We start from the raw sequence: 19,621 nt of genomic DNA on the forward strand, positions 1-19,621 counted from the left end.
AAAAAGTCTAACAGAAACAACGCGCTTTTTTTAATGCATTGATTCAATAGTACATTTACCTGTTTATGTAAATTTATTGTTACTCATATCACAAATTATTCACTTCTGATTGCGAAACGTTCAGCAAAAGCATAAAACCAGATCATTAACATATTAATGAAATCCAAACCGGATATCCGGTCTGAGGAGTATGGGAATGAAAGGTACTGTTTTTGCCGTGGCGCTAAACCACCAGAGCCAGCGTGCTGCCTGGGCAGAGGCGTTTGAAAAAGCCCCCTATAACGCGCCGCCAAAAACGGCGGTATGGTTTATCAAGCCACACAACACCGTTATCCGCGCAGGCGAACCGATTCCTTTTCCGCAGGGGGAAACGGTGTTAAGCGGTGCGACGGTGGCGCTGGTGGTGGGAAAAACCGCCAGCAAAGTACGCGCTGAAGAGGCGGCGGCGTACATCGCCGGGTATGCGCTGGCCAACGAAATCAGCCTGCCGGAGGAGAGCTTTTATCGCCCGGCCATTAAGGCCAAATGTCGGGATGGATTTTGCCCGCTCGGCGAGCCTGTCGCCGTTGATAGCGTGGACAACCTGACCATCATTACCGAGATCAACGGCCGCGAAGCGGACCACTGGAATACCGCCGATCTGCACCGCAACGCCGCCGAACTGCTGAGCGCCCTGAGCGAATTTGCCACCCTGAATCCCGGCGATGCCATATTGCTCGGCACGCCGCAAAGCCGCGTCGAGATCCGTCCGGGCGATCGGGTACGCATTCTGGCAGAAGGATTTCCGCCGCTGGAAAACCCTGTGGTGGATGAGCGCGACGTCGCCCTTACCCGTACCGCGCCGCCGCACGCCACGCTGTTTGCCCTCGGCCTTAACTACGCCGATCACGCCAGCGAGCTGGACTTCAAGCCGCCCACCGAACCGCTGGTGTTTATCAAAGCGCCAAATACCTTTAACGGCGACAACCAGACCTCGGTGCGTCCGAACAATATCGAATACATGCACTACGAAGCCGAGCTGGTGGTGGTCATCGGCAAGACGGCGCGCAGGGTCAGCGAAGCCGAGGCGATGGAGTATGTCGCGGGCTATACGGTCTGCAACGACTACGCCATCCGCGACTACCTGGAAAATTACTACCGCCCGAACCTGCGGGTAAAAAGCCGCGACGGGCTGACCCCCATCAGCCCGCACGTCGTGCCGAAATCAGCGATTCCCGATCCGCACAACCTTCGTCTTCGCACCTACGTCAACGGCGAACTGCGTCAGGAAGGCACCACCGCCGATCTCATTTTCAGCATCCCCTACCTGATTGCGTATCTGAGCGATTTTATGACCCTGCAACCCGGCGACATGATTGCCACCGGCACGCCGAAGGGGCTGTCCGACGTGGTGCCGGGCGATGAAGTGGTGGTGGAGGTGGAAGGCGTGGGCCGCCTGGTAAACCGAATTGTCAGTGAGGAGACTGCAAAATGAAAAAGATTAACCACTGGATCAACGGTAAAAACGTCGCCGGAAGTGAGTACTTCCACACCACTAACCCGGCCTCCGGCGAGGTATTAGCGGAAGTCGCCTCCGGCGGTGAAGCGGAAATTCATCAGGCCGTTGCCGCCGCTAAAGAGGCGTTCCCGAAATGGGCCAACCTGCCGATGAAGGAGCGCGCGCGCCTGATGCGTCGCCTGGGCGAACTGATTGACCAGAACGTGCCGGACATTGCCGCAATGGAAACCGCCGACACCGGCCTGCCGATCCATCAGACCAAAAACGTGCTCATTCCGCGCGCCTCGCACAACTTCGAGTTTTTCGCTGAGGTGTGCCAGCAGATGAACGGTAAAACCTACCCGGTCGACGACAAGATGCTCAACTACACGCTGGTGCAGCCGGTGGGTGTCTGCGCGCTGGTGTCGCCGTGGAACGTGCCGTTTATGACCGCCACCTGGAAGGTCGCGCCCTGTCTCGCGCTGGGCAACACCGCGGTGCTGAAGATGTCCGAACTTTCGCCGCTGACCGCCGACCGACTGGGCGAGCTGGCGCTGGAGGCGGGCATTCCGGCGGGCGTGCTGAACGTGGTGCAGGGCTACGGCGCCACGGCGGGCGACGCGCTGGTGCGTCATCACGACGTGCGCGCCGTCTCCTTCACCGGCGGCACCGCCACCGGGCGCAACATCATGAAAAACGCCGGGCTGAAGAAATACTCCATGGAGCTGGGCGGCAAATCCCCGGTGCTGATATTTGAAGATGCGGATATCGAGCGCGCGCTGGACGCCGCGCTGTTCACCATCTTCTCCATCAACGGCGAGCGCTGCACCGCCGGCTCGCGCATTTTCATCCAGCAGAGCATCTACCCGGAATTCGTCAGGCGCTTTGCCGAGCGCGCCAACCGCCTGCGCGTGGGCGACCCGACCGATCCGAACACCCAGATTGGCGCGCTCATCAGCCAACAGCACTGGGAGAAAGTCTCCGGCTATATCCGCCTCGGCATTGAAGAAGGCGCAACCCTGCTGGCGGGCGGCCCGGACAAACCGACCGACCTGCCCGCGCACCTGAAAGGCGGCAACTTCCTGCGCCCGACGGTGCTGGCGGACGTCGACAACCGCATGCGCGTCGCGCAGGAGGAGATCTTCGGGCCGGTGGCCTGCCTGCTGCCGTTTAAGGATGAAGCGGAAGGCCTGCGCCTGGCGAACGACGTGGAGTACGGCCTGGCGTCGTACATCTGGACCCAGGACGTCAGCAAGGTGCTCCGTCTGGCACGCAACATTGAAGCGGGCATGGTGTTCGTGAACACCCAGAACGTGCGCGACCTGCGCCAGCCGTTTGGCGGCGTGAAGGCCTCCGGCACCGGGCGCGAAGGCGGCGAGTACAGCTTTGAGGTGTTCGCGGAGATGAAGAACGTCTGCATCTCCATGGGCGACCATCCGATTCCAAAATGGGGGATCTGACAATGGGCAAGCTAGCGTTAGCGGCAAAAATCACCCACGTGCCGTCGATGTACCTTTCCGAGCTGCCGGGGAAAAACCACGGCTGCCGCCAGTCGGCCATCGACGGGCATAAAGAGATCAGCAAGCGCTGCCGCGAGCTGGGCGTGGACACCATCATCGTGTTCGACACCCACTGGCTGGTAAACAGCGCGTACCACATCAACTGTGCGGATCATTTTTCAGGCGTCTACACCAGCAACGAGCTGCCGCACTTTATCCGCGACATGACGTATGACTACGACGGCAATCCGGCGCTCGGGCAGCTGATCGCCGACGAAGCGGTGAAGCTCGGCGTGCGCGCCAAGGCGCACAACATCCCGAGCCTCAAGCTGGAGTACGGCACCCTGGTACCGATGCGCTACATGAACGCGGATAAGCACTTCAAAGTGATCTCCATCTCCGCGTTCTGCACGGTTCACGATTTCGCCGACAGCCGCAGGCTGGGCGAGGCCATCGTCAGCGCCATCGAAAAGTACGACGGCACCGTGGCGGTGCTCGCCAGCGGCTCGCTGTCGCACAGGTTTATCGACGACCAGCGCGCCGAGGAAGGGATGAACAGCTACACCCGCGAGTTCGACCGCCAGATGGACGAGCGCGTGGTCAAGCTGTGGCGTGAAGGCCAGTTTAAAGAGTTTTGCAGCATGCTGCCGGAGTATGCCGACTACTGCTACGGCGAGGGCAACATGCACGACACGGTGATGCTGCTGGGGATGCTCGGCTGGGACAACTACAACGGCAAGGTGGAGTTTCTCACCGAGCTGTTCGCCAGCTCCGGCACCGGCCAGGTTAACGCCGTTTTCCCGCTGCCCGCGTAAGGAGTCGTTATGCCGCACTTTATTGCTGAATGTACCGACAACCTCCGCGCGCAGGCCGACCTGCCGGGGCTGTTCGCCAAAGTGAACGAGGCGCTGGCCGCCACGGGGATCTTCCCGCTCGGCGGCATCCGCAGCCGCGCCCACTGGCTGGACACCTGGCAGATGGCGGACGGTAAGCATGATTACGCCTTTGTGCATATGACGCTGAAGATCGGCGCGGGCCGGAGCCTGGAGAGCCGGGAAGCCGTGGGGGAGATGCTGTTTGCGCTGATCAAAACCCATTTCGCGGCGCTGATGGCGGAGCGCTATCTGGCGCTGTCGTTCGCCATGGAAGAACTCGATCCGACGCTCAACTACAAACAAAACAACGTACACGCGTTGTTTAAGTAGACATCTTTTTCGCCCGGTGGCGCTTCGCTTACCGGGCCTACAACGGCTCGAACGTAGGCCGGGTAAGCGAAGCGCCACCCGGCAACAGCCGCACAAAGGATACGCCATGCTCGACAAACACACCCATACCCTGATCGCCCACCGCCTGCATCAGGCGGAACAGTCCCGGGAGCAGATCCGCGCGATCTCGCTGGAGTACCCGGAGATCACGATTGAAGACGCCTACGCAGTCCAGCGCGAATGGGTGAGCCTGAAAATTGCCGAAGGCCGCGTGCTGAAAGGCCACAAGATTGGCCTCACCTCGAAGGCGATGCAGGCCAGCTCGCAGATCAGCGAGCCGGACTACGGCGCGCTGCTGGACGACATGTTCTTCCACGACGGCAGCGACATCCCCGTTGACCGCTTTATCGTCCCGCGCATTGAAGTGGAGCTGGCCTTCGTGCTGGCAAAACCGCTGCGCGGCCCGAACTGCACGATCTTCGACGTTTACAACGCCACGGACTACGTGATCCCCGCGCTGGAGCTGATCGACGCCCGCTGCCACAACGTTGACCCGGAGACCCAGCGCCCGCGCAAGGTGTTCGACACCATCTCCGACAACGCCGCCAACGCCGGGGTGATCCTCGGCGGTCGTCCGATTAAGCCCGACGCGCTGGATCTGCGCTGGATCTCCGCCCTGCTCTACCGCAACGGCGTGATCGAAGAGACCGGCGTCGCCGCTGGCGTGCTTAACCACCCGGCGAACGGCGTGGCGTGGCTGGCGAACAAGCTCGCGCCGTACGACGTGCAGCTTGAGCCCGGACAAATCATCCTCGGCGGCTCGTTTACCCGTCCGGTTGCCGCCAGCAGAGGCGACACCTTCCATGTTGACTACGGCAACATGGGCTCCATCAGCTGTCGCTTTGTGTAAGGAGGCGATCATGCAAAACGCATTCAAAGCGGCGCTGAAGGCGGGCCGTCCGCAAATCGGCTTATGGCTGGGGCTGACCAGCAGCTACAGCGCGGAGCTGCTGGCCGGGGCCGGTTTTGACTGGCTGCTGATCGACGGCGAGCACGCGCCGAACAGCGTGCAAACCGTCTTAACCCAGCTCCAGGCCATCGCCCCCTATCCCAGCCAGCCGGTGGTGCGCCCGTCGTGGAACGATCCGGTGCAGATCAAGCAGCTGCTGGACGTGGGGGCGCAAACCCTGCTGGTGCCGATGGTGCAAAACGCCGACGAGGCGCGGCTGGCGGTAAGCGCCACCCGCTACCCGCCTGCGGGCATTCGCGGCGTCGGCAGCGCCCTGGCACGCGCGTCGCGCTGGAACCGCATCCCGGATTACCTGCATCAGGCTAACGACGCCATGTGCGTGCTGGTGCAAATCGAAACCCGCGAGGCGCTGAAAAACCTGCCGCAGATCCTGGACGTGGAAGGGGTGGACGGCGTGTTTATCGGCCCGGCGGATCTGAGCGCCGATATGGGCTTTGCCGGCAACCCGCAGCACCCGGAGGTGCAGGCCGCCATTGAGCAGGCGATCGCCCAGATCCTCAGCGCGGGTAAAGCGCCCGGCATCCTGATGGCGAATGAACAGCTGGCGAAACGCTATCTCGGCCTCGGCGCATTGTTTGTGGCGGTCGGTGTGGATACCACCCTGCTCGCCCGCAGCGCCGAAGCGCTGGCGGCCCGCTTTACCGACGTCACCACAGCAGTTGATAACAATAAATCCGTCTACTAAACGTACGATGTGGAGCGCAACATGACGACCTCAACCCTGCATAATAAAGATGTAGAACATCGCGCAATAAATAAGCTGTTCCGTCGTTTGATCGTGTTTCTCTTTATCCTGTTTGTTTTCTCGTTTCTCGATCGCATCAACATCGGCTTTGCCGGACTGACGATGGGCAAAGATCTGGGCCTCACGTCGACCATGTTTGGCCTGGCCGCGACGCTGTTTTACGTCACCTACGTGCTGTGCGGGATCCCCAGCAACATCATGCTGGCGAAGGTCGGCGCGCGGCGCTGGATCGCCGGGATCATGGTGGTGTGGGGCATCGCCTCCACCTGCACCATGTTCGCCACCAGCCCTGAAACGCTTTACGTCCTGCGCATGCTGGTGGGCATTGCGGAAGCCGGTTTCCTGCCGGGGATTCTGGTCTATCTCACCTGGTGGTTCCCGGCCTATCACCGCGCCCGCGCCAACGCGCTGTTTATGATCGCCATGCCGGTGACCATGATGCTTGGTTCGATCCTCTCCGGGTATATTCTGGCGATGGACGGGCTGTGGAACCTGAAGGGCTGGCAGTGGCTGTTTCTGCTGGAGGGATTGCCGTCGGTGGTGCTCGGCGTGGTGACCTGGTTTTACCTCAACGACACGCCGGATCAGGCCACATGGCTGGATGAAGACGAAAAGCAGGCGCTGAAAACGATGATCGCCCGCGAGCAGGAGGTCGCTATCGCCCAATCCGTCACGCCGCGATCGACACTTCGCGAGGTGCTTACGCCCGCCGTGCTGCTCTACACGCTGGCCTACTTCTGTCTGACCAATACGCTGAGCGCGATCAACATCTGGACGCCGCAGATCCTGCAAAGCTTCAACACCGGCAGCAGCAATATCGTGATTGGCCTGCTGGCGGCGATCCCGCAGTTTTGTACCATCCTCGGGATGATCTGGTGGAGTCGCCGCTCCGACAGGCTGAAAGAGCGAAAAAAGCACACCATCCTGCCGTACCTGTTTGCAGCGGCGGGATGGATGCTGGCCTCCGCGACGGATCACAGCCTGATCCAGCTGCTTGGCATCATCATGGCCTCAACCGGATCGTTTACCGCCATGGCGATATTCTGGACCACACCGGACCAGGTTATTAGCCTGCAATCCCGCGCGGTGGCGCTGGCGGTGATCAACGCCATCGGCAACGTCGGATCTGCCGTCAGCCCGCTGCTGATTGGTATTCTGCGCGACGCGACCGGCAGCTTCAGCTCCGGGCTGTGGTTCGTGGCGGGTCTGCTGGTGGTCGGCGCGCTGGTGCTGACGCGCATCCCGATGACGCAGCGGGTTCAACAGAGGAACGAGCATGTGCCAGAGCCCTATCGCCAACATTGATATCAGCAAGGAGTACGACGAAAGTCTGGGCTCCGACGACGTGCACTACCAGTCGTTCGCGCGCATGGCGGCCTTTTTTGGCCGCGACATGCAGGCGCACCGTCACGACCAGTATTTTCAGATGCACTTTCTCGACACCGGGCAGATTGAGCTCCAGCTCGACGACCACCGCTATTCGGTGCAGGCGCCGCTGTTTGTGCTGACGCCGCCGTCGGTGCCGCACGCGTTTATCACCGAATCCGACAGCGACGGCCACGTGCTGACGGTGCGCGAGGATCTCATCTGGCCGCTGTTAGAAGTGCTCTACCCCGGCACGCGGGAAGCGTTCGGCCTGCCGGGGATCTGCCTGTCGCTTGCCGACAAGCCTGACGAGCTGGCGGCGCTGAAGCACTACTGGCAGCTCATTGCCCGGGAATCCACGGCACAGCTGCCGGGCCGTGAGCATACGCTGGTCCTTCTGGCGCAGGCGGTCTTTACCCTGCTGCTGCGCAACGCGAAGCTCGACGACCACGCGGCCAGCGGCATGCGCGGCGAGCTGAAGCTGTTTCAGCGCTTTACCCAGCTGATCGACACCCACTATCACCAGCACTGGACGGTGCCGGAATACGCCAGCGAACTGCACCTCACCGAATCCCGCCTGACGGACATCTGCCGCCGCTTCGCCAACCGCTCGCCGAAACGGCTGATCTTCGACCGGCAGCTGCGCGAGGCCAGGCGTCTGCTGCTGTTTTCCGACAGCGCGGTCAGCGAGATTGCCTGGCAGCTGGGATTTAAAGATCCGGCCTATTTCGCCCGCTTTTTCAATCGCCTGACGGGCTGCTCGCCCAGCGCGTATCGGGCGCAGAAAGTACCGGTTTCCTGAGCGCATCGCGGTATGTAGGGCGGGTAAGCGCAGCGCTACCCGCCAAAAACCCGCACAGATCACAAATCCCAATCCCGCCCGAAAAGTACCCGCCGTTGTCCCAATCGTCCCTTCACGTTCCGCCCCTCTCACGCTTCAATTAAACAACAAAAACAAAACATAAATTTAACAATCATCTTCCGATACGAGGTCCCTATGAAGCCTGAAGATTTCCGCGCTGATGCCAAACGCCCGTTAACCGGTGAAGAGTATTTAAAAAGCCTGCAAGATGGCCGTGAGATTTATATCTACGGCGAGCGCGTTAAGGACGTCACTACCCACCCGGCATTTCGCAATGCGGCGGCGTCCATCGCCCAGATGTACGACGCCCTGCACAAGCCAGACATGCAGGATACGCTGTGCTGGGGCACCGACACCGGCAGCGGCGGCTACACCCACAAATTTTTCCGCGTGGCGAAAAGCGCCGACGACCTGCGCCAGCAGCGCGACGCCATCGCCGAGTGGTCGCGCCTGAGCTACGGCTGGATGGGGCGCACGCCGGACTATAAAGCGGCGTTCGGCTGCGCGCTGGGAGCGAACCCTGCCTTCTACGGTCAGTTCGAGCAGAACGCCCGCAACTGGTACACCCGCATTCAGGAAACCGGCCTGTACTTTAACCACGCCATCGTCAACCCGCCGATCGATCGCCATAAGCCGGCGGACGAGGTGAAGGACGTTTACATCAAGCTGGAGAAAGAGACCGACGCCGGGATCGTTGTCAGCGGCGCGAAGGTGGTGGCGACCAACTCGGCGTTGACCCACTACAACATGATCGGTTTTGGCTCCGCGCAGGTGATGGGCGAAAACCCGGACTTCGCGCTGATGTTCGTCGCCCCCATGGATGCCGAAGGGGTGAAGCTGATCTCCCGCGCCTCGTACGAGATGGTGGCAGGCGCAACCGGCTCCCCGTATGACTATCCGCTCTCCAGCCGCTTCGACGAGAACGACGCGATTCTGGTGATGGATCACGTGCTGATCCCGTGGGAAAACGTGCTGATTTACCGCGATTTTGACCGCTGCCGTCGCTGGACGATGGAGGGCGGCTTCGCCCGCATGTATCCGCTTCAGGCCTGCGTGCGCCTGGCGGTGAAGCTCGACTTCATCACCGCCCTGCTGAAAAAATCCCTGGAGTGCACCGGCACCCTGGAGTTTCGCGGCGTGCAGGCGGATCTCGGCGAAGTGGTGGCGTGGCGCAACATGTTCTGGGCCTTGAGCGACTCCATGTGCTCCGAAGCGACGCCGTGGGTGAACGGCGCGTACCTGCCTGACCACGCGGCGTTGCAGACCTACCGCGTGATGGCGCCAATGGCCTACGCGAAGATCAAGAACATCATCGAACGCAACGTGACCTCCGGGCTGATCTACCTGCCGTCCAGCGCGCGGGACCTGAACAACCCGCAGATCGACCAGTATCTGGCGAAGTACGTGCGCGGCTCCAACGGGATGGATCACGTCGAGCGCATCAAGATTTTGAAACTGATGTGGGACGCCATCGGCAGCGAGTTTGGCGGTCGCCACGAGCTGTACGAGATTAACTACTCCGGAAGCCAGGACGAGATCCGCCTGCAATGCCTGCGTCAGGCGCAAAGCTCCGGCAACATGGACAAGATGATGGCGATGGTTGACCGTTGCATGTCCGAATACGACCAGCACGGCTGGACCGTGCCGCACCTGCATAACAACACTGATATCAACATGCTGGATAAGCTGCTGAAATAGCGCAGCGGGAGGTTTCAATGCAATCTGAAGAACGCCTGCGTTTTCGCGACGCAATGGCCAGCCTGTCGGCGGCGGTCAATGTGGTCACCACCGAGGGCGACGCCGGTCGCTGCGGTATTACCGCCACTGCGGTCTGTTCAGTAACGGATACCCCGCCCTCGGTCATGGTCTGCATCAACGCCAACAGCGCCATGAACCCGGTCTTTCAGGGCAACGGCAAACTGTGCGTCAACGTGCTGAACCACGAGCAGGAGATCATGGCCCGCCACTTTGCCGGAATGACGGGCATGGCCATGGAGGAGCGCTTCGCGCTCTCCTGCTGGCAGAAAGGCCCGCTGGCGCAGCCGGTGCTGAAAGGCGCGCTGGCAAGTCTGGAAGGGGAGATAACCCAGGTGCAAACTATCGGCACCCATCTGGTCTATCTCGTGGAAATAAAAAACATCATTCTCAGCAGCGAGGGGCACGGCCTGATCTACTTCAAACGCCGTTTCCACCCGGTGATGATGGAGATGGAAGCCGCGGTTTGATCCCGTTGCACAAAAAGCGCTGCGTTTCCGCACAGGCGTGAACGGCCGCGCCCGAAGCGCCAGATTATCCTTAGTGATCTCAATCACATATTTCTTTCCGCCGGGGGTGAGCCTTAACCACTCGCCCCCGCTTTCGACCGCTCACGCATCGCTTTCAACCACTCACCCATTTACCGTGCTTTACGCGCGCGGGGATCTGGCACGATCGCTCCAGCATTAATCAATACCTCCTCACAACGAACCCTGACCCTTTTTTCTTTACATAAAAAACCAGGTCTTACTATGGATACTAAAAAACTACTCAAGCACGTGCCCTGGGCCTTACTCGGGATCCTCGGTGCTTTCTGTCTGGCGGTTGTCGCATTGCGCCGGGGCGAGCACGTCAGCGCCCTGTGGATCGTGGTCGCGTCGGTTTCCGTCTACCTTGTGGCTTATCGCTACTACAGCTTATACATCGCGCAGAAGGTCATGAAGCTCGACCCGACGCGCGCCACCCCGGCGGTCATTAACAATGACGGCCTGAACTACGTGCCAACCAACCGCTACGTGCTGTTTGGTCACCACTTTGCCGCCATTGCAGGCGCGGGTCCGCTGGTCGGCCCGGTGCTGGCCGCGCAGATGGGCTACCTGCCGGGCACGCTCTGGCTGCTGGCGGGCGTGGTGCTGGCGGGGGCGGTGCAGGACTTTATGGTGCTGTTTATCTCCTCGCGCCGTAACGGTTCGTCGCTGGGCGAGATGATCAAAGAAGAGATGGGCCGCGTGCCGGGCACTATCGCCCTCTTCGGCTGCTTCCTGATCATGATCATCATCCTCGCGGTGCTGGCGCTGATCGTGGTGAAAGCGCTGGCCGAAAGTCCGTGGGGCGTCTTCACCGTCTGCTCGACCGTACCGATTGCGCTGTTCATGGGCATCTACATGCGCTTCCTGCGCCCGGGCCGCGTGGGCGAGGTGTCGGTCATCGGTATCGTGCTGCTGGTCGCCTCGATCTACTTCGGCGGCGTGATTGCGCACGACCCGTACTGGGGCCCGGCGCTGACCTTCAAGGACACCACCATCACCTTCGCGCTGATCGGGTACGCGTTTATCTCCGCCCTGCTGCCGGTGTGGCTGATTCTGGCTCCGCGTGACTACCTGGCAACCTTCCTGAAAATCGGCGTGATCGTCGGGCTGGCGATCGGGATTGTGATCATCAACCCGGAGCTGAAAATGCCGGCGGTGACCCAATACATTGACGGTACCGGTCCGCTGTGGAAAGGCGCCCTGTTCCCATTCCTGTTTATCACCATCGCCTGCGGCGCCGTTTCAGGCTTCCATGCGCTGATCGCTTCCGGCACCACGCCGAAGCTGATGGCCAACGAAACCGACGCGCGCTTTATCGGTTACGGCGCGATGCTGATGGAGTCCTTCGTGGCGATCATGGCGCTGGTAGCGGCGTCGATTATCGAGCCAGGCCTGTACTTCGCGATGAACACTCCACCGGCGGGTCTTGGCATCACCATGCCAAACCTGCATGAGATGGGCGGTGAAAATACCGCGCTGATCATGGCCCAGCTGAAAGAGGCCAGCGCACACGCGGCGGCGACCGTCAGCTCCTGGGGCTTCGTGATCTCGCCTGAGCAGATCATGCAGACCGCGAAAGACATCGGCGAACCGTCCGTGCTGAACCGTGCCGGTGGCGCGCCGACGCTGGCCGTGGGTATCGCACACGTGTTCCATAAAGTGCTGCCATGGGCGGACATGGGCTTCTGGTACCACTTCGGTATTCTGTTCGAAGCGCTGTTCATCCTCACCGCGCTGGATGCCGGTACCCGTGCAGGCCGCTTTATGTTGCAGGATCTGCTGGGCAACTTCGTGCCATTCCTGAAGAAAACCGACTCTCTGGTGGCGGGTGTTCTGGGTACGGCGGGCTGCGTAGGCCTGTGGGGTTACCTGCTGTATCAGGGCGTTGTCGACCCGCTGGGCGGTGTGAAGAGCCTGTGGCCACTGTTCGGCATCTCTAACCAGATGCTCGCAGCCGTAGCTCTGGTGCTGGGCACCGTTGTTCTCGTGAAGATGAAACGCACCAAATACATCTGGGTGACCGTGGTTCCTGCGCTGTGGCTGCTGCTCTGCACCACCTGGGCGCTGGGTCTGAAGCTGTTCAGCACCAACCCGCAGCTGGAAGGCTTCTTCTTCATGGCTAACCAGTACAAAGAGAAGATTGCCGCAGGCGGCGCGGATCTGACCGCGCAGCAGATTGCCAACATGAACCATATCGTGGTGAACAACTACACCAACGCGGGTCTGAGCATTCTGTTCCTGGTGGTGGTGTACAGCATTATCTTCTACGGGATTAAAACCTGGATGAAAGTGCGCAACGCCGATGGACGTACGGATAAAGAGACCCCGTACGTGCCGGTGCCGGAAGGCGGCGTGAAGACCTCTTCACACCATTAAAAAAATGGCGGGTGGCGCTACGCTGACCCGCCCTACAACGGTACTGTAGGCCCGGTAAGCGTAGCGCCACCGGGCTTTGTCTTATCAGGATGCATTATGTTTGGTAACTTAGGCGAAGCGAAAAAATACCTCGGTCAGGCGGCGAAGATGCTGATTGGCATTCCGGACTATGACAACTACGTTGAGCATATGAAGACCAACCATCCGGATAAGCCGTACATGACCTACACCGAATTCTTCCGCGAGCGTCAGGAAGCGCGCTATGGCGGAAGTGGAGAAGGCGGCGTCCGCTGCTGCTAAAGGAGAGACCATGACCCCGATTGCCGTTACCCTGCTGACCGGTTTTCTCGGCGCAGGCAAAACCACCCTGCTGCGCCACATCCTGAACGAGCAGCACGGCTTCAAAATCGCCGTGATCGAAAACGAGTTCGGTGAAGTCTCGGTGGACGACCAGCTGATTGGCGATCGCGCCACGCAAATCAAAACCCTGACCAACGGCTGCATCTGCTGCACCCGCTCTAACGAGCTGGAAGACGCTCTGTTGGATCTTCTCGACAGCCGCGATCGCGGCGACATCGACTTTGACCGTCTGGTGATCGAATGCACCGGCATGGCCGACCCGGGCCCGATTATCCAGACCTTCTTCTCTCATGACGTTTTGTGCCAGCGCTACCTGCTGGACGGCGTCATCGCGCTGGTGGATGCGGTGCACGCCGACGAGCAGATGAACCAGTTCACCATCGCCCAGTCACAGGTTGGCTACGCCGACCGCATCCTGCTGACCAAAACCGACGTGGCGGGCGACAGCGAAAAACTGCGTGAGCGCCTGACGCGCATTAACTCGCGCGCGCCGATTTACACGGTAACGCACGGCGATATCGACCTGTCACAGCTGTTCAACACCAACGGCTTTATGCTTGAGGAGAACGTCACCACGAAACCACGCTTCCACTTTATGGGCGACAGGCAAAACGACGTGGCGTCGATTGTGGTGGAGCTGGACTACCCGGTGGACATCAGCGAAGTCTCCCGCGTGATGGAAAACCTGCTGCTGTCGTTTGCCGACAAGCTGCTGCGTTACAAAGGGATGCTGTGGATCGACGGCGAGCCGAACCGCCTGCTGTTTCAGGGCGTACAGCGCCTGTACAGCGCCGACTGGGACCGCCCGTGGGGCGATGAAGCGCCGCACAGCGTGATGGTGTTTATTGGAATACAGCTGCCGGAAGAGGAGATTCGGGCGGCGTTTGCGGGGCTACAGAAATAACCGCTTTGCTTCCCCTCTCCCCTTTGGGGGGAGGGGTAAGCCCTGGTATTATTTCAACGCCTCCGGCAGCGTCACGATCCACAGCTCGCTGTCAGATTCCGGCTTCTTCAGCGGCTTCACGCTGAGCGTGGTCTCCACCGGTTTGTCATCCAGCGTCAGCTTGCCTTCCGCGTTTACCCGATAATCCTTCAGCTTCTTGCCGTCGACCGGGTTCTGCATCGCGACCTTCACGCCAAAGTCGTTATCGTTCGCCACCGCAAGCGTTTTGCCGTCTATCAGCGCCAGTCCTTCGGCCTTTTCCTGCTGCCAGCCCAGCGCGCGCAGATCGACCACCTGCGTTTTTGCAGCAAGGGTAATGCCGCGCTGCGCCAGCGTTTTCTCATCGTCAAACTCCGGGTAGTCGCCCGGCTTGTCGAAGGCGGTCAGGTCGCTCGCTTTGCTCAGATCCACCTTGTAGATGAGGTTACGCATTGCGTCGTTTTTATCCTCACCCTGTTCAATCAGCAGGATAGTATGATTATCCAGCGCCACGATATCGCCGATTTTAGCGTCGCTGTTTTTGCTGTAGGCTGCGCTGTCAACGGGGTAACCGTACATCGCGGTTTTCCCGGTCGCCGGATCGAAGCTAACCAGACGCGTAAACAGCGCCTGCTTTTTGCTCTTACCGTCGATATCCAGCGTGCTTTGCACGGCGGCGATAATGCGCCCGTCCGGCATCCGGGTCAGGCCCTCAAAGCCACGGTTCGCCTGGCGCCATTTGATGATGTTTGGCAGACCGCCCGCAATGGATTTCTCCCCTTCCGTCGCCTGCGGGCCGTGGATCGCGAGGATTTTACCTTTGCTGTCGATATTGATCAGGAACGGACCATACTCATCGCACAGCCAGTAACCGCCCTTCCCGTCCGGCGTGATGCCTTCCGTATCCAGCCCGCGGTTATCGCCTTTGAGCACGTTTAAGGTGTCGCTGAACGCCACTTCATTGGTCGAGCCAATCACGCCGCTTTCCAGCGGCAGGCCGTTAATCTCGCCTTTATCATCATGCAGCGGGCGAGCATCGACGGCCTCCGCTTTGCCGTTCTGGACGCGGATGGTCATCAAGAGCGGAGCGAAATCCGGCGTAACAAAAATTTTGGCTTCGTTTTTGCCCTTCTTTGGCGCGTCGGCGTTTGGACCGCGATCGGTCACGGTCGCGAAGGTCAGGGTATCGCCCTGCTTGCCGGTGAACAGCAAACCAGAACCCACCCCCACAGGAAGCCCGTTCGGAAACGCGCTGGCAAACGCACCGCTGTATTTAACATGCGATCCTTCGGGGAAGCTGACGACGTAGCGCTCCGCGGTTGGCTGTGCCGCCAGGGCAGAGAAAGAGAGCGCACAACCGATCAGCACAGGAATGATTTTTCTTTTCATATTGTTAGCACCCAGTAAGTGAAGCCAACAACGTAATGAAGAAACGTGTCAGAAAAATGACATGTAACGACAGCGGATCGGCAAAGAAATACGTATAGCAACCACCAGAAATGTAAACCTCTGTCTTTATCTGTGACAGCTGAAATATTTTTGGAAATTATTAGAAACTTAATTAATTCACCTCAAACGGCTTTCTTCGCCTCGTTCATTAAACGTTTAGCCAAAAATATAAACTTTCCCTAAACGCGAATGGATTGGGGATTGACGATTTGCCTTACAAACATCTCATCAACATTTAAGATTAAAAAACCCAACAAAAACAGCATAAAACTGCGATACCCATCACATTTGCAGTCATAAACATCCCTTGTTAAGGTGCCCTCAGATTAATTTGATGACGAGGAAACACTCATGAAAAAGCTTAACGTTCTCATCCTTTCTGCTCTCACCGCCGTATCGGGCTCCGCACTGGCAATGGGCGGCAGCATTGAGCAGGGTAAAAACTTTACCAACCTGAATGTGGAAATGGGCAAATCTACCTCTGGTCTGTACACCGAAGGTAACTGGCTGAAAAACACCGACGACGGCACCACGACCGGTGGCGTGGGTGCAGGCTACAACTTCGAGGTCGGCCCGGTGATGCTGAACGCAGGCGCTAAGGCCCTCTACGTTGGCCCGAAGAAAGGCGATAACGGCGTGGCGTTCCCGGTCGGTGGCGGTGTGAACGTTGCCCTGACCGACAGCATCAGGGTATTCGGTGAAGGCTACGTTGCGCCAGACGGCCTGAACAACAGCGTGAAGAACTATGTTGAAGCTAACGGCGGCGTAAGCTGGACCCCGGTCAAACCGGTTACGCTGAAAGTGGGCTACCGCCACGTGAGCGTTGATGGCAAAGACGGTCGTCCAAACCACACGCTGATTGACGGCGCATATGTTGGCGGCGGCGTGTCCTTCTAAGACTGATTGCCCGTTTCGCCCGGCGGCGCTACGCTTGCACGGGCCTACAATGAAGGGTGCAATAGAGTAAAATTATTGCACATTGTAGGCCGGGTAAGCGCAGCGCCACCCGGCAAGAAAGGCGATGAAACTGTTAATAAAAAACCTGCCGGATGGCAGGTTTTTTTTATTTCCGACATTACTTGCGAACAACCACCAGCTTCTGGTTCACAAACTCTTTGATCCCCAGGTCCGACAGCTCGCGTCCGTAACCCGAACGTTTTACGCCGCCGAACGGCAGTTCTGCCGCCGTATCGGTGAGCCAGTTGATGTACACCATCCCGGTCTCAATACGCGACGCCATTTTCTTCGCGCGCTCGATATCCTGGCTGAACACCGCGCCGCCCAGACCGTAGTGCGAGTCGTTCGCCAGAGCGACCGCCTCGTCGTCATTTTTCACTACGTAGATCTGCGCCACCGGGCCAAAGAACTCTTCGAAGTACGCCGGGTTCTCACGCGATATATTCGTCAGGATGGTCGGTTCAAAGAAGCTCCCGTCACGCTGTACCGGTTTACCGCCATAGTGCAGCGTTGCGCCGTTTTTCACCGCCTCGTTGACCTGTTTGGTCAATGTTTCAAGCGCGTCTTTCGACGACAGCGGCCCCAGCGTAGTGCTTTCGTCCAGCGGATCGCCAATCTTCACCTGCTTAAACGCCTCGGTGAATTTCTCGAGGAAGGCGTCTGCGATGCTCTCGTGCAGGATAAAGCGCTTTGCTGCGGTACAGACCTGCCCGGCGTTATTAAGCCGCGCGTTAACGCCGATCTTCACGGCCTTCTCCAGGTCCGCATCGTCGAGCACCACGAAAACGTCGTTTCCGCCCAGTTCAAGGGTCGATTTTTTGATGTGCTTCGCTGCCTGCGCCGCAACCACGCTACCCGCTTTTTCAGAACCGGTCAGCGCCGCCCCCTGTACGCGATCGTCGGCGATGATGTTCGCTACCTGATCGGAGGAGATAAACAGGTTGGTCCACGCCCCTTCCGGCGCGCCCGCCTCACGTACCAGATGGGCAAAGGTCTCGGCACAGTGCGGCACGATGCTGGCGTGCTTGGCGATCACCGGGTTACCCGCCGCCAGGTTTGGCGCCAGAACGCGCATCAGCTGATAGTACGGGAAGTTCCACGGCTCTACGGCCATCAGCACGCCGATGGGGTGATGTTCCACCCACGCTTCCCCGAGTTCAGACGTATACTTCACCGGGGCCAGGAACTGCTTCGCATTGTCCGCATAATAGCGGGCGATTTGCGCGCACAGCTTCACTTCGCCGCGGCTTTGTTCGATGAGCTTACCCATCTCCTGACTGGCAATTTTCGCCAGCTCCTCGGTGCGCTCGTCGATCAGGTCGGCAAGCTTATGCAGTACCGGCAGGCGCTGACTGATGTCGCCTTTGGCCCAGTCAGAATGATAGAGCGCATCGGCCGCCTTCAGCGCCGCTTCAACATCCGCGTCGGTATGTGAGGGGTATTCTTTGATGAGCTGGTTGGTGGCAGGATTTACTGTCTGGTAAGCCATATCGAATCTCCTTGTTTTACCGCTTAGGGTATTAAGGGTAGTCAATGTGACTGGCTATGAAGGTAAAGTTGGGTATATACGGAAGGTTCTTAGTAAGACGCTGCCAGGGCAGGCGCATACATGGTATAAAAAAAGCTCATCACTGGAGCTCTTATGACCGATACCCGCCACATCCGCCAGACATTTCATCGCGCCGCAGGTCTTGAGCTGCGCAGTACGTGGCAGAGCACCCGGGCGTACAAACGTCATTGTCATCCGCAGCTCTCCATCGGCGCGATTATGGAAGGCCAGACCTGCTGCGTCAGTCATGGCAGAGAGTCTATCCTGAACCCCGGCGATCTCATTGTCATCCCGGCTTACGCGCCGCACAGCTGCAACCCCGTCAATGGGCAACCGCGCAGCTACCATATGCTCTATATCGACACCGATCTTCCCGTGGCGTTCCAGGTGATTCGCGACCCTGCGCTCTTTAAGCGCTACCTTGATGTTGTTGAGACGATGTCATCTGCATCCGTGGACACGCTACTTTCTGCCCTTCCCCGCTGCGTGGAAAACGCAGACGCGCTTCGCTCTACCAGTCAGCACCTTCAGCAGGCATTTCTTGCCGACCTGGCCGCACCGCCTTCGCTTGACGAACTTGCGCAACGATTCTCGCTGCGCAAAGAGACGCTGATCCGCACCTTCCGGCAGGACACCGGCCTGACGCCGGTCAGCTTTCTCAACGTCTCCCGCGTGGAGTTTGCCAAAGCGCGGCTGCGTGCCGGGGACGACATCGCCGACGTCGGCTACCAGAGCGGGTTTGCCGACCAGAGCCATTTTCATAAGACCTTTGTCAGCTATACCGCGGCCACGCCGCGTCAGTATGCGACAGGCCGATCAATATCTGACAATAAATAGCGTTTGCATCACCGTAGGCTGACCTCAGATTGTTAACCGAGGTTGCTATGGAACTGTTTTTCCCTTCCGCTTTTCTCGCCCTGGCGCTGGCGCATTTTGTCGCCCTGTTAAGCCCGGGCCCGGACTTCTTCCTGCTGGTGGGCTACGCCGCGCGCTACCGACTGCGCGGCAGCGCCGGGTTGTGCTTCGGTATCGCCGCGGGTAACGGGCTGTATATCTTACTGGTGATTATCGGCTGGAGCGCACTGCGCCAGTTTGCCTGGCTGTTTACGCTGATAGAGCTTTGCGGGGCGCTGTATCTGCTGTGGATCGGCTCGCATCTGGTGCGCAGCCAACCGCAGGCGCTGGCGCTTGCAGAAACCCGACAGCGGTGCCCTTCTCTGATGAAGCAGATCCTGCTGGGGCTGGGGTCGGCGCTGTTAAATCCGAAGAACGCGCTGTTCTACCTGGCGCTGATGACGGCGTTACTCGGTCCGGACGTCACGCTGCTTCAGCAAACAACGTGCGGCGTCTGGATGGTGACGGTGGTGCTGGTGTGGGATCTGGCACTGGTGTCGATGATGGGGCTATCGGCGGTGCAACAGAAGCTTAGCCGTTCGCTGTGGTGGATTGAGCGCACAGCGGGCGTGGTGCTGATGGGGTTTGGCGGGTGGGTGCTGTGGCGGTTTTTGCACATTCCCCCCGTCTCCCTCTATCCTTAACC

The 19,621-nt window shown here is 59.3% G+C and carries 18 protein-coding genes; 16 read left to right on the forward strand and 2 right to left on the reverse strand.

Annotated elements, in window-relative coordinates:
* Positions 1–196 precede the first annotated feature (196 nt).
* The 13 genes from hpaG to yjiA all read left to right on the forward strand — a co-directional run bounded on the left by hpaG (position 197) and on the right by yjiA (position 14,108).
* Positions 197–1,474 (forward strand): 4-hydroxyphenylacetate degradation bifunctional isomerase/decarboxylase, encoded by a 1,278-nt coding sequence (hpaG, locus tag IM300_RS11440; protein WP_193036541.1) that lies wholly within the window; start codon positions 197–199, stop codon positions 1,472–1,474.
* On the forward strand, positions 1,471–2,937 hold the full coding sequence (gene hpaE, locus IM300_RS11445) for a 5-carboxymethyl-2-hydroxymuconate semialdehyde dehydrogenase (protein WP_193036543.1): 1,467 nt from the start codon (positions 1,471–1,473) through the stop codon (positions 2,935–2,937). The genes hpaG and hpaE overlap by 4 nt, the downstream gene beginning before the upstream one ends.
* A 2-nt stretch (positions 2,938–2,939) precedes the next feature.
* Complete coding sequence (gene hpaD / locus IM300_RS11450) at positions 2,940–3,791, forward strand: 3,4-dihydroxyphenylacetate 2,3-dioxygenase (RefSeq protein WP_107534635.1); 852 nt, start codon at positions 2,940–2,942, stop codon at positions 3,789–3,791.
* Positions 3,792–3,800: 9 nt separating this feature from the next.
* Positions 3,801–4,181 (forward strand): 5-carboxymethyl-2-hydroxymuconate Delta-isomerase, encoded by a 381-nt coding sequence (locus IM300_RS11455; protein WP_112792024.1) that lies wholly within the window; start codon positions 3,801–3,803, stop codon positions 4,179–4,181.
* A gap of 106 nt (positions 4,182–4,287) precedes the next feature.
* Complete coding sequence (hpaH, locus tag IM300_RS11460) at positions 4,288–5,091, forward strand: 2-oxo-hept-4-ene-1,7-dioate hydratase (RefSeq protein ID WP_045259529.1); 804 nt, start codon at positions 4,288–4,290, stop codon at positions 5,089–5,091.
* A gap of 10 nt (positions 5,092–5,101) precedes the next feature.
* Positions 5,102–5,896 carry a 4-hydroxy-2-oxoheptanedioate aldolase gene (gene hpaI / locus IM300_RS11465; RefSeq protein WP_041911315.1) on the forward strand — a complete coding sequence of 265 codons (795 nt, stop codon included), beginning with the start codon at positions 5,102–5,104 and terminating at the stop codon, positions 5,894–5,896.
* A 21-nt stretch (positions 5,897–5,917) separates the two neighbouring features.
* On the forward strand, positions 5,918–7,261 hold the full coding sequence (hpaX, locus tag IM300_RS11470) for a 4-hydroxyphenylacetate permease (protein WP_064910200.1): 1,344 nt from the start codon (positions 5,918–5,920) through the stop codon (positions 7,259–7,261).
* A complete protein-coding gene (hpaA, locus tag IM300_RS11475; protein ID WP_063867369.1) occupies positions 7,233–8,123 on the forward strand; it encodes a 4-hydroxyphenylacetate catabolism regulatory protein HpaA in 891 nt (296 codons plus the stop codon). The genes hpaX and hpaA overlap by 29 nt, the downstream gene beginning before the upstream one ends.
* A 195-nt stretch (positions 8,124–8,318) precedes the next feature.
* On the forward strand, positions 8,319–9,881 hold the full coding sequence (gene hpaB / locus IM300_RS11480; protein ID WP_102750121.1) for a 4-hydroxyphenylacetate 3-monooxygenase, oxygenase component: 1,563 nt from the start codon (positions 8,319–8,321) through the stop codon (positions 9,879–9,881).
* Between the two features lie 17 nt (positions 9,882–9,898).
* The gene (locus IM300_RS11485; protein ID WP_003856606.1) at positions 9,899–10,408 is read left to right on the forward strand and encodes a 4-hydroxyphenylacetate 3-monooxygenase reductase subunit; all 510 of its coding nucleotides are present in this window, start codon (positions 9,899–9,901) and stop codon (positions 10,406–10,408) included.
* A gap of 282 nt (positions 10,409–10,690) precedes the next feature.
* Positions 10,691–12,844: a carbon starvation CstA family protein gene (locus IM300_RS11490; protein ID WP_063867366.1), complete on the forward strand. Its 2,154-nt coding sequence runs from the start codon at positions 10,691–10,693 to the stop codon at positions 12,842–12,844.
* A gap of 96 nt (positions 12,845–12,940) precedes the next feature.
* Positions 12,941–13,144 (forward strand): YbdD/YjiX family protein, encoded by a 204-nt coding sequence (locus IM300_RS11495; protein ID WP_003856610.1) that lies wholly within the window; start codon positions 12,941–12,943, stop codon positions 13,142–13,144.
* A 10-nt stretch (positions 13,145–13,154) separates the two neighbouring features.
* Positions 13,155–14,108 (forward strand): GTPase, encoded by a 954-nt coding sequence (yjiA, locus tag IM300_RS11500; protein ID WP_193036545.1) that lies wholly within the window; start codon positions 13,155–13,157, stop codon positions 14,106–14,108.
* A 48-nt stretch (positions 14,109–14,156) separates the two neighbouring features.
* On the opposite strand, the gene IM300_RS11505 is transcribed toward yjiA, so the two are convergent.
* Positions 14,157–15,515, reverse strand: a complete 1,359-nt coding sequence (locus IM300_RS11505; protein WP_193036547.1) for an esterase-like activity of phytase family protein — start codon at positions 15,513–15,515, stop codon at positions 14,157–14,159.
* 411 nt (positions 15,516–15,926) lie between these two features.
* On the opposite strand from IM300_RS11505, the gene IM300_RS11510 reads away from it, so the two are divergent.
* Positions 15,927–16,472 (forward strand): YfaZ family outer membrane protein, encoded by a 546-nt coding sequence (locus IM300_RS11510; protein ID WP_063450766.1) that lies wholly within the window; start codon positions 15,927–15,929, stop codon positions 16,470–16,472.
* 178 nt (positions 16,473–16,650) lie between these two features.
* Here IM300_RS11510 and IM300_RS11515 read toward each other — a convergent pair whose 3' ends face one another.
* Entirely contained in the window at positions 16,651–18,021 is a 1,371-nt protein-coding gene (locus IM300_RS11515; RefSeq protein ID WP_193036549.1) for an NAD-dependent succinate-semialdehyde dehydrogenase, read from the reverse strand.
* 153 nt (positions 18,022–18,174) lie between these two features.
* Here IM300_RS11515 and IM300_RS11520 point away from each other — a divergent pair, with 153 nt between their 5' ends.
* Positions 18,175–18,918 (forward strand): AraC family transcriptional regulator, encoded by a 744-nt coding sequence (locus IM300_RS11520; RefSeq protein WP_193036551.1) that lies wholly within the window; start codon positions 18,175–18,177, stop codon positions 18,916–18,918.
* 47 nt (positions 18,919–18,965) lie between these two features.
* Entirely contained in the window at positions 18,966–19,619 is a 654-nt protein-coding gene (locus tag IM300_RS11525; RefSeq protein WP_063867352.1) for a LysE family translocator, read from the forward strand.
* Positions 19,620–19,621: the final 2 nt, after the last annotated feature.

Origin of the sequence: Enterobacter cloacae complex sp. I2, from assembly GCF_014896205.1 — a bacterium.
Lineage (GTDB): Bacteria > Pseudomonadota > Gammaproteobacteria > Enterobacterales > Enterobacteriaceae > Enterobacter > Enterobacter quasihormaechei.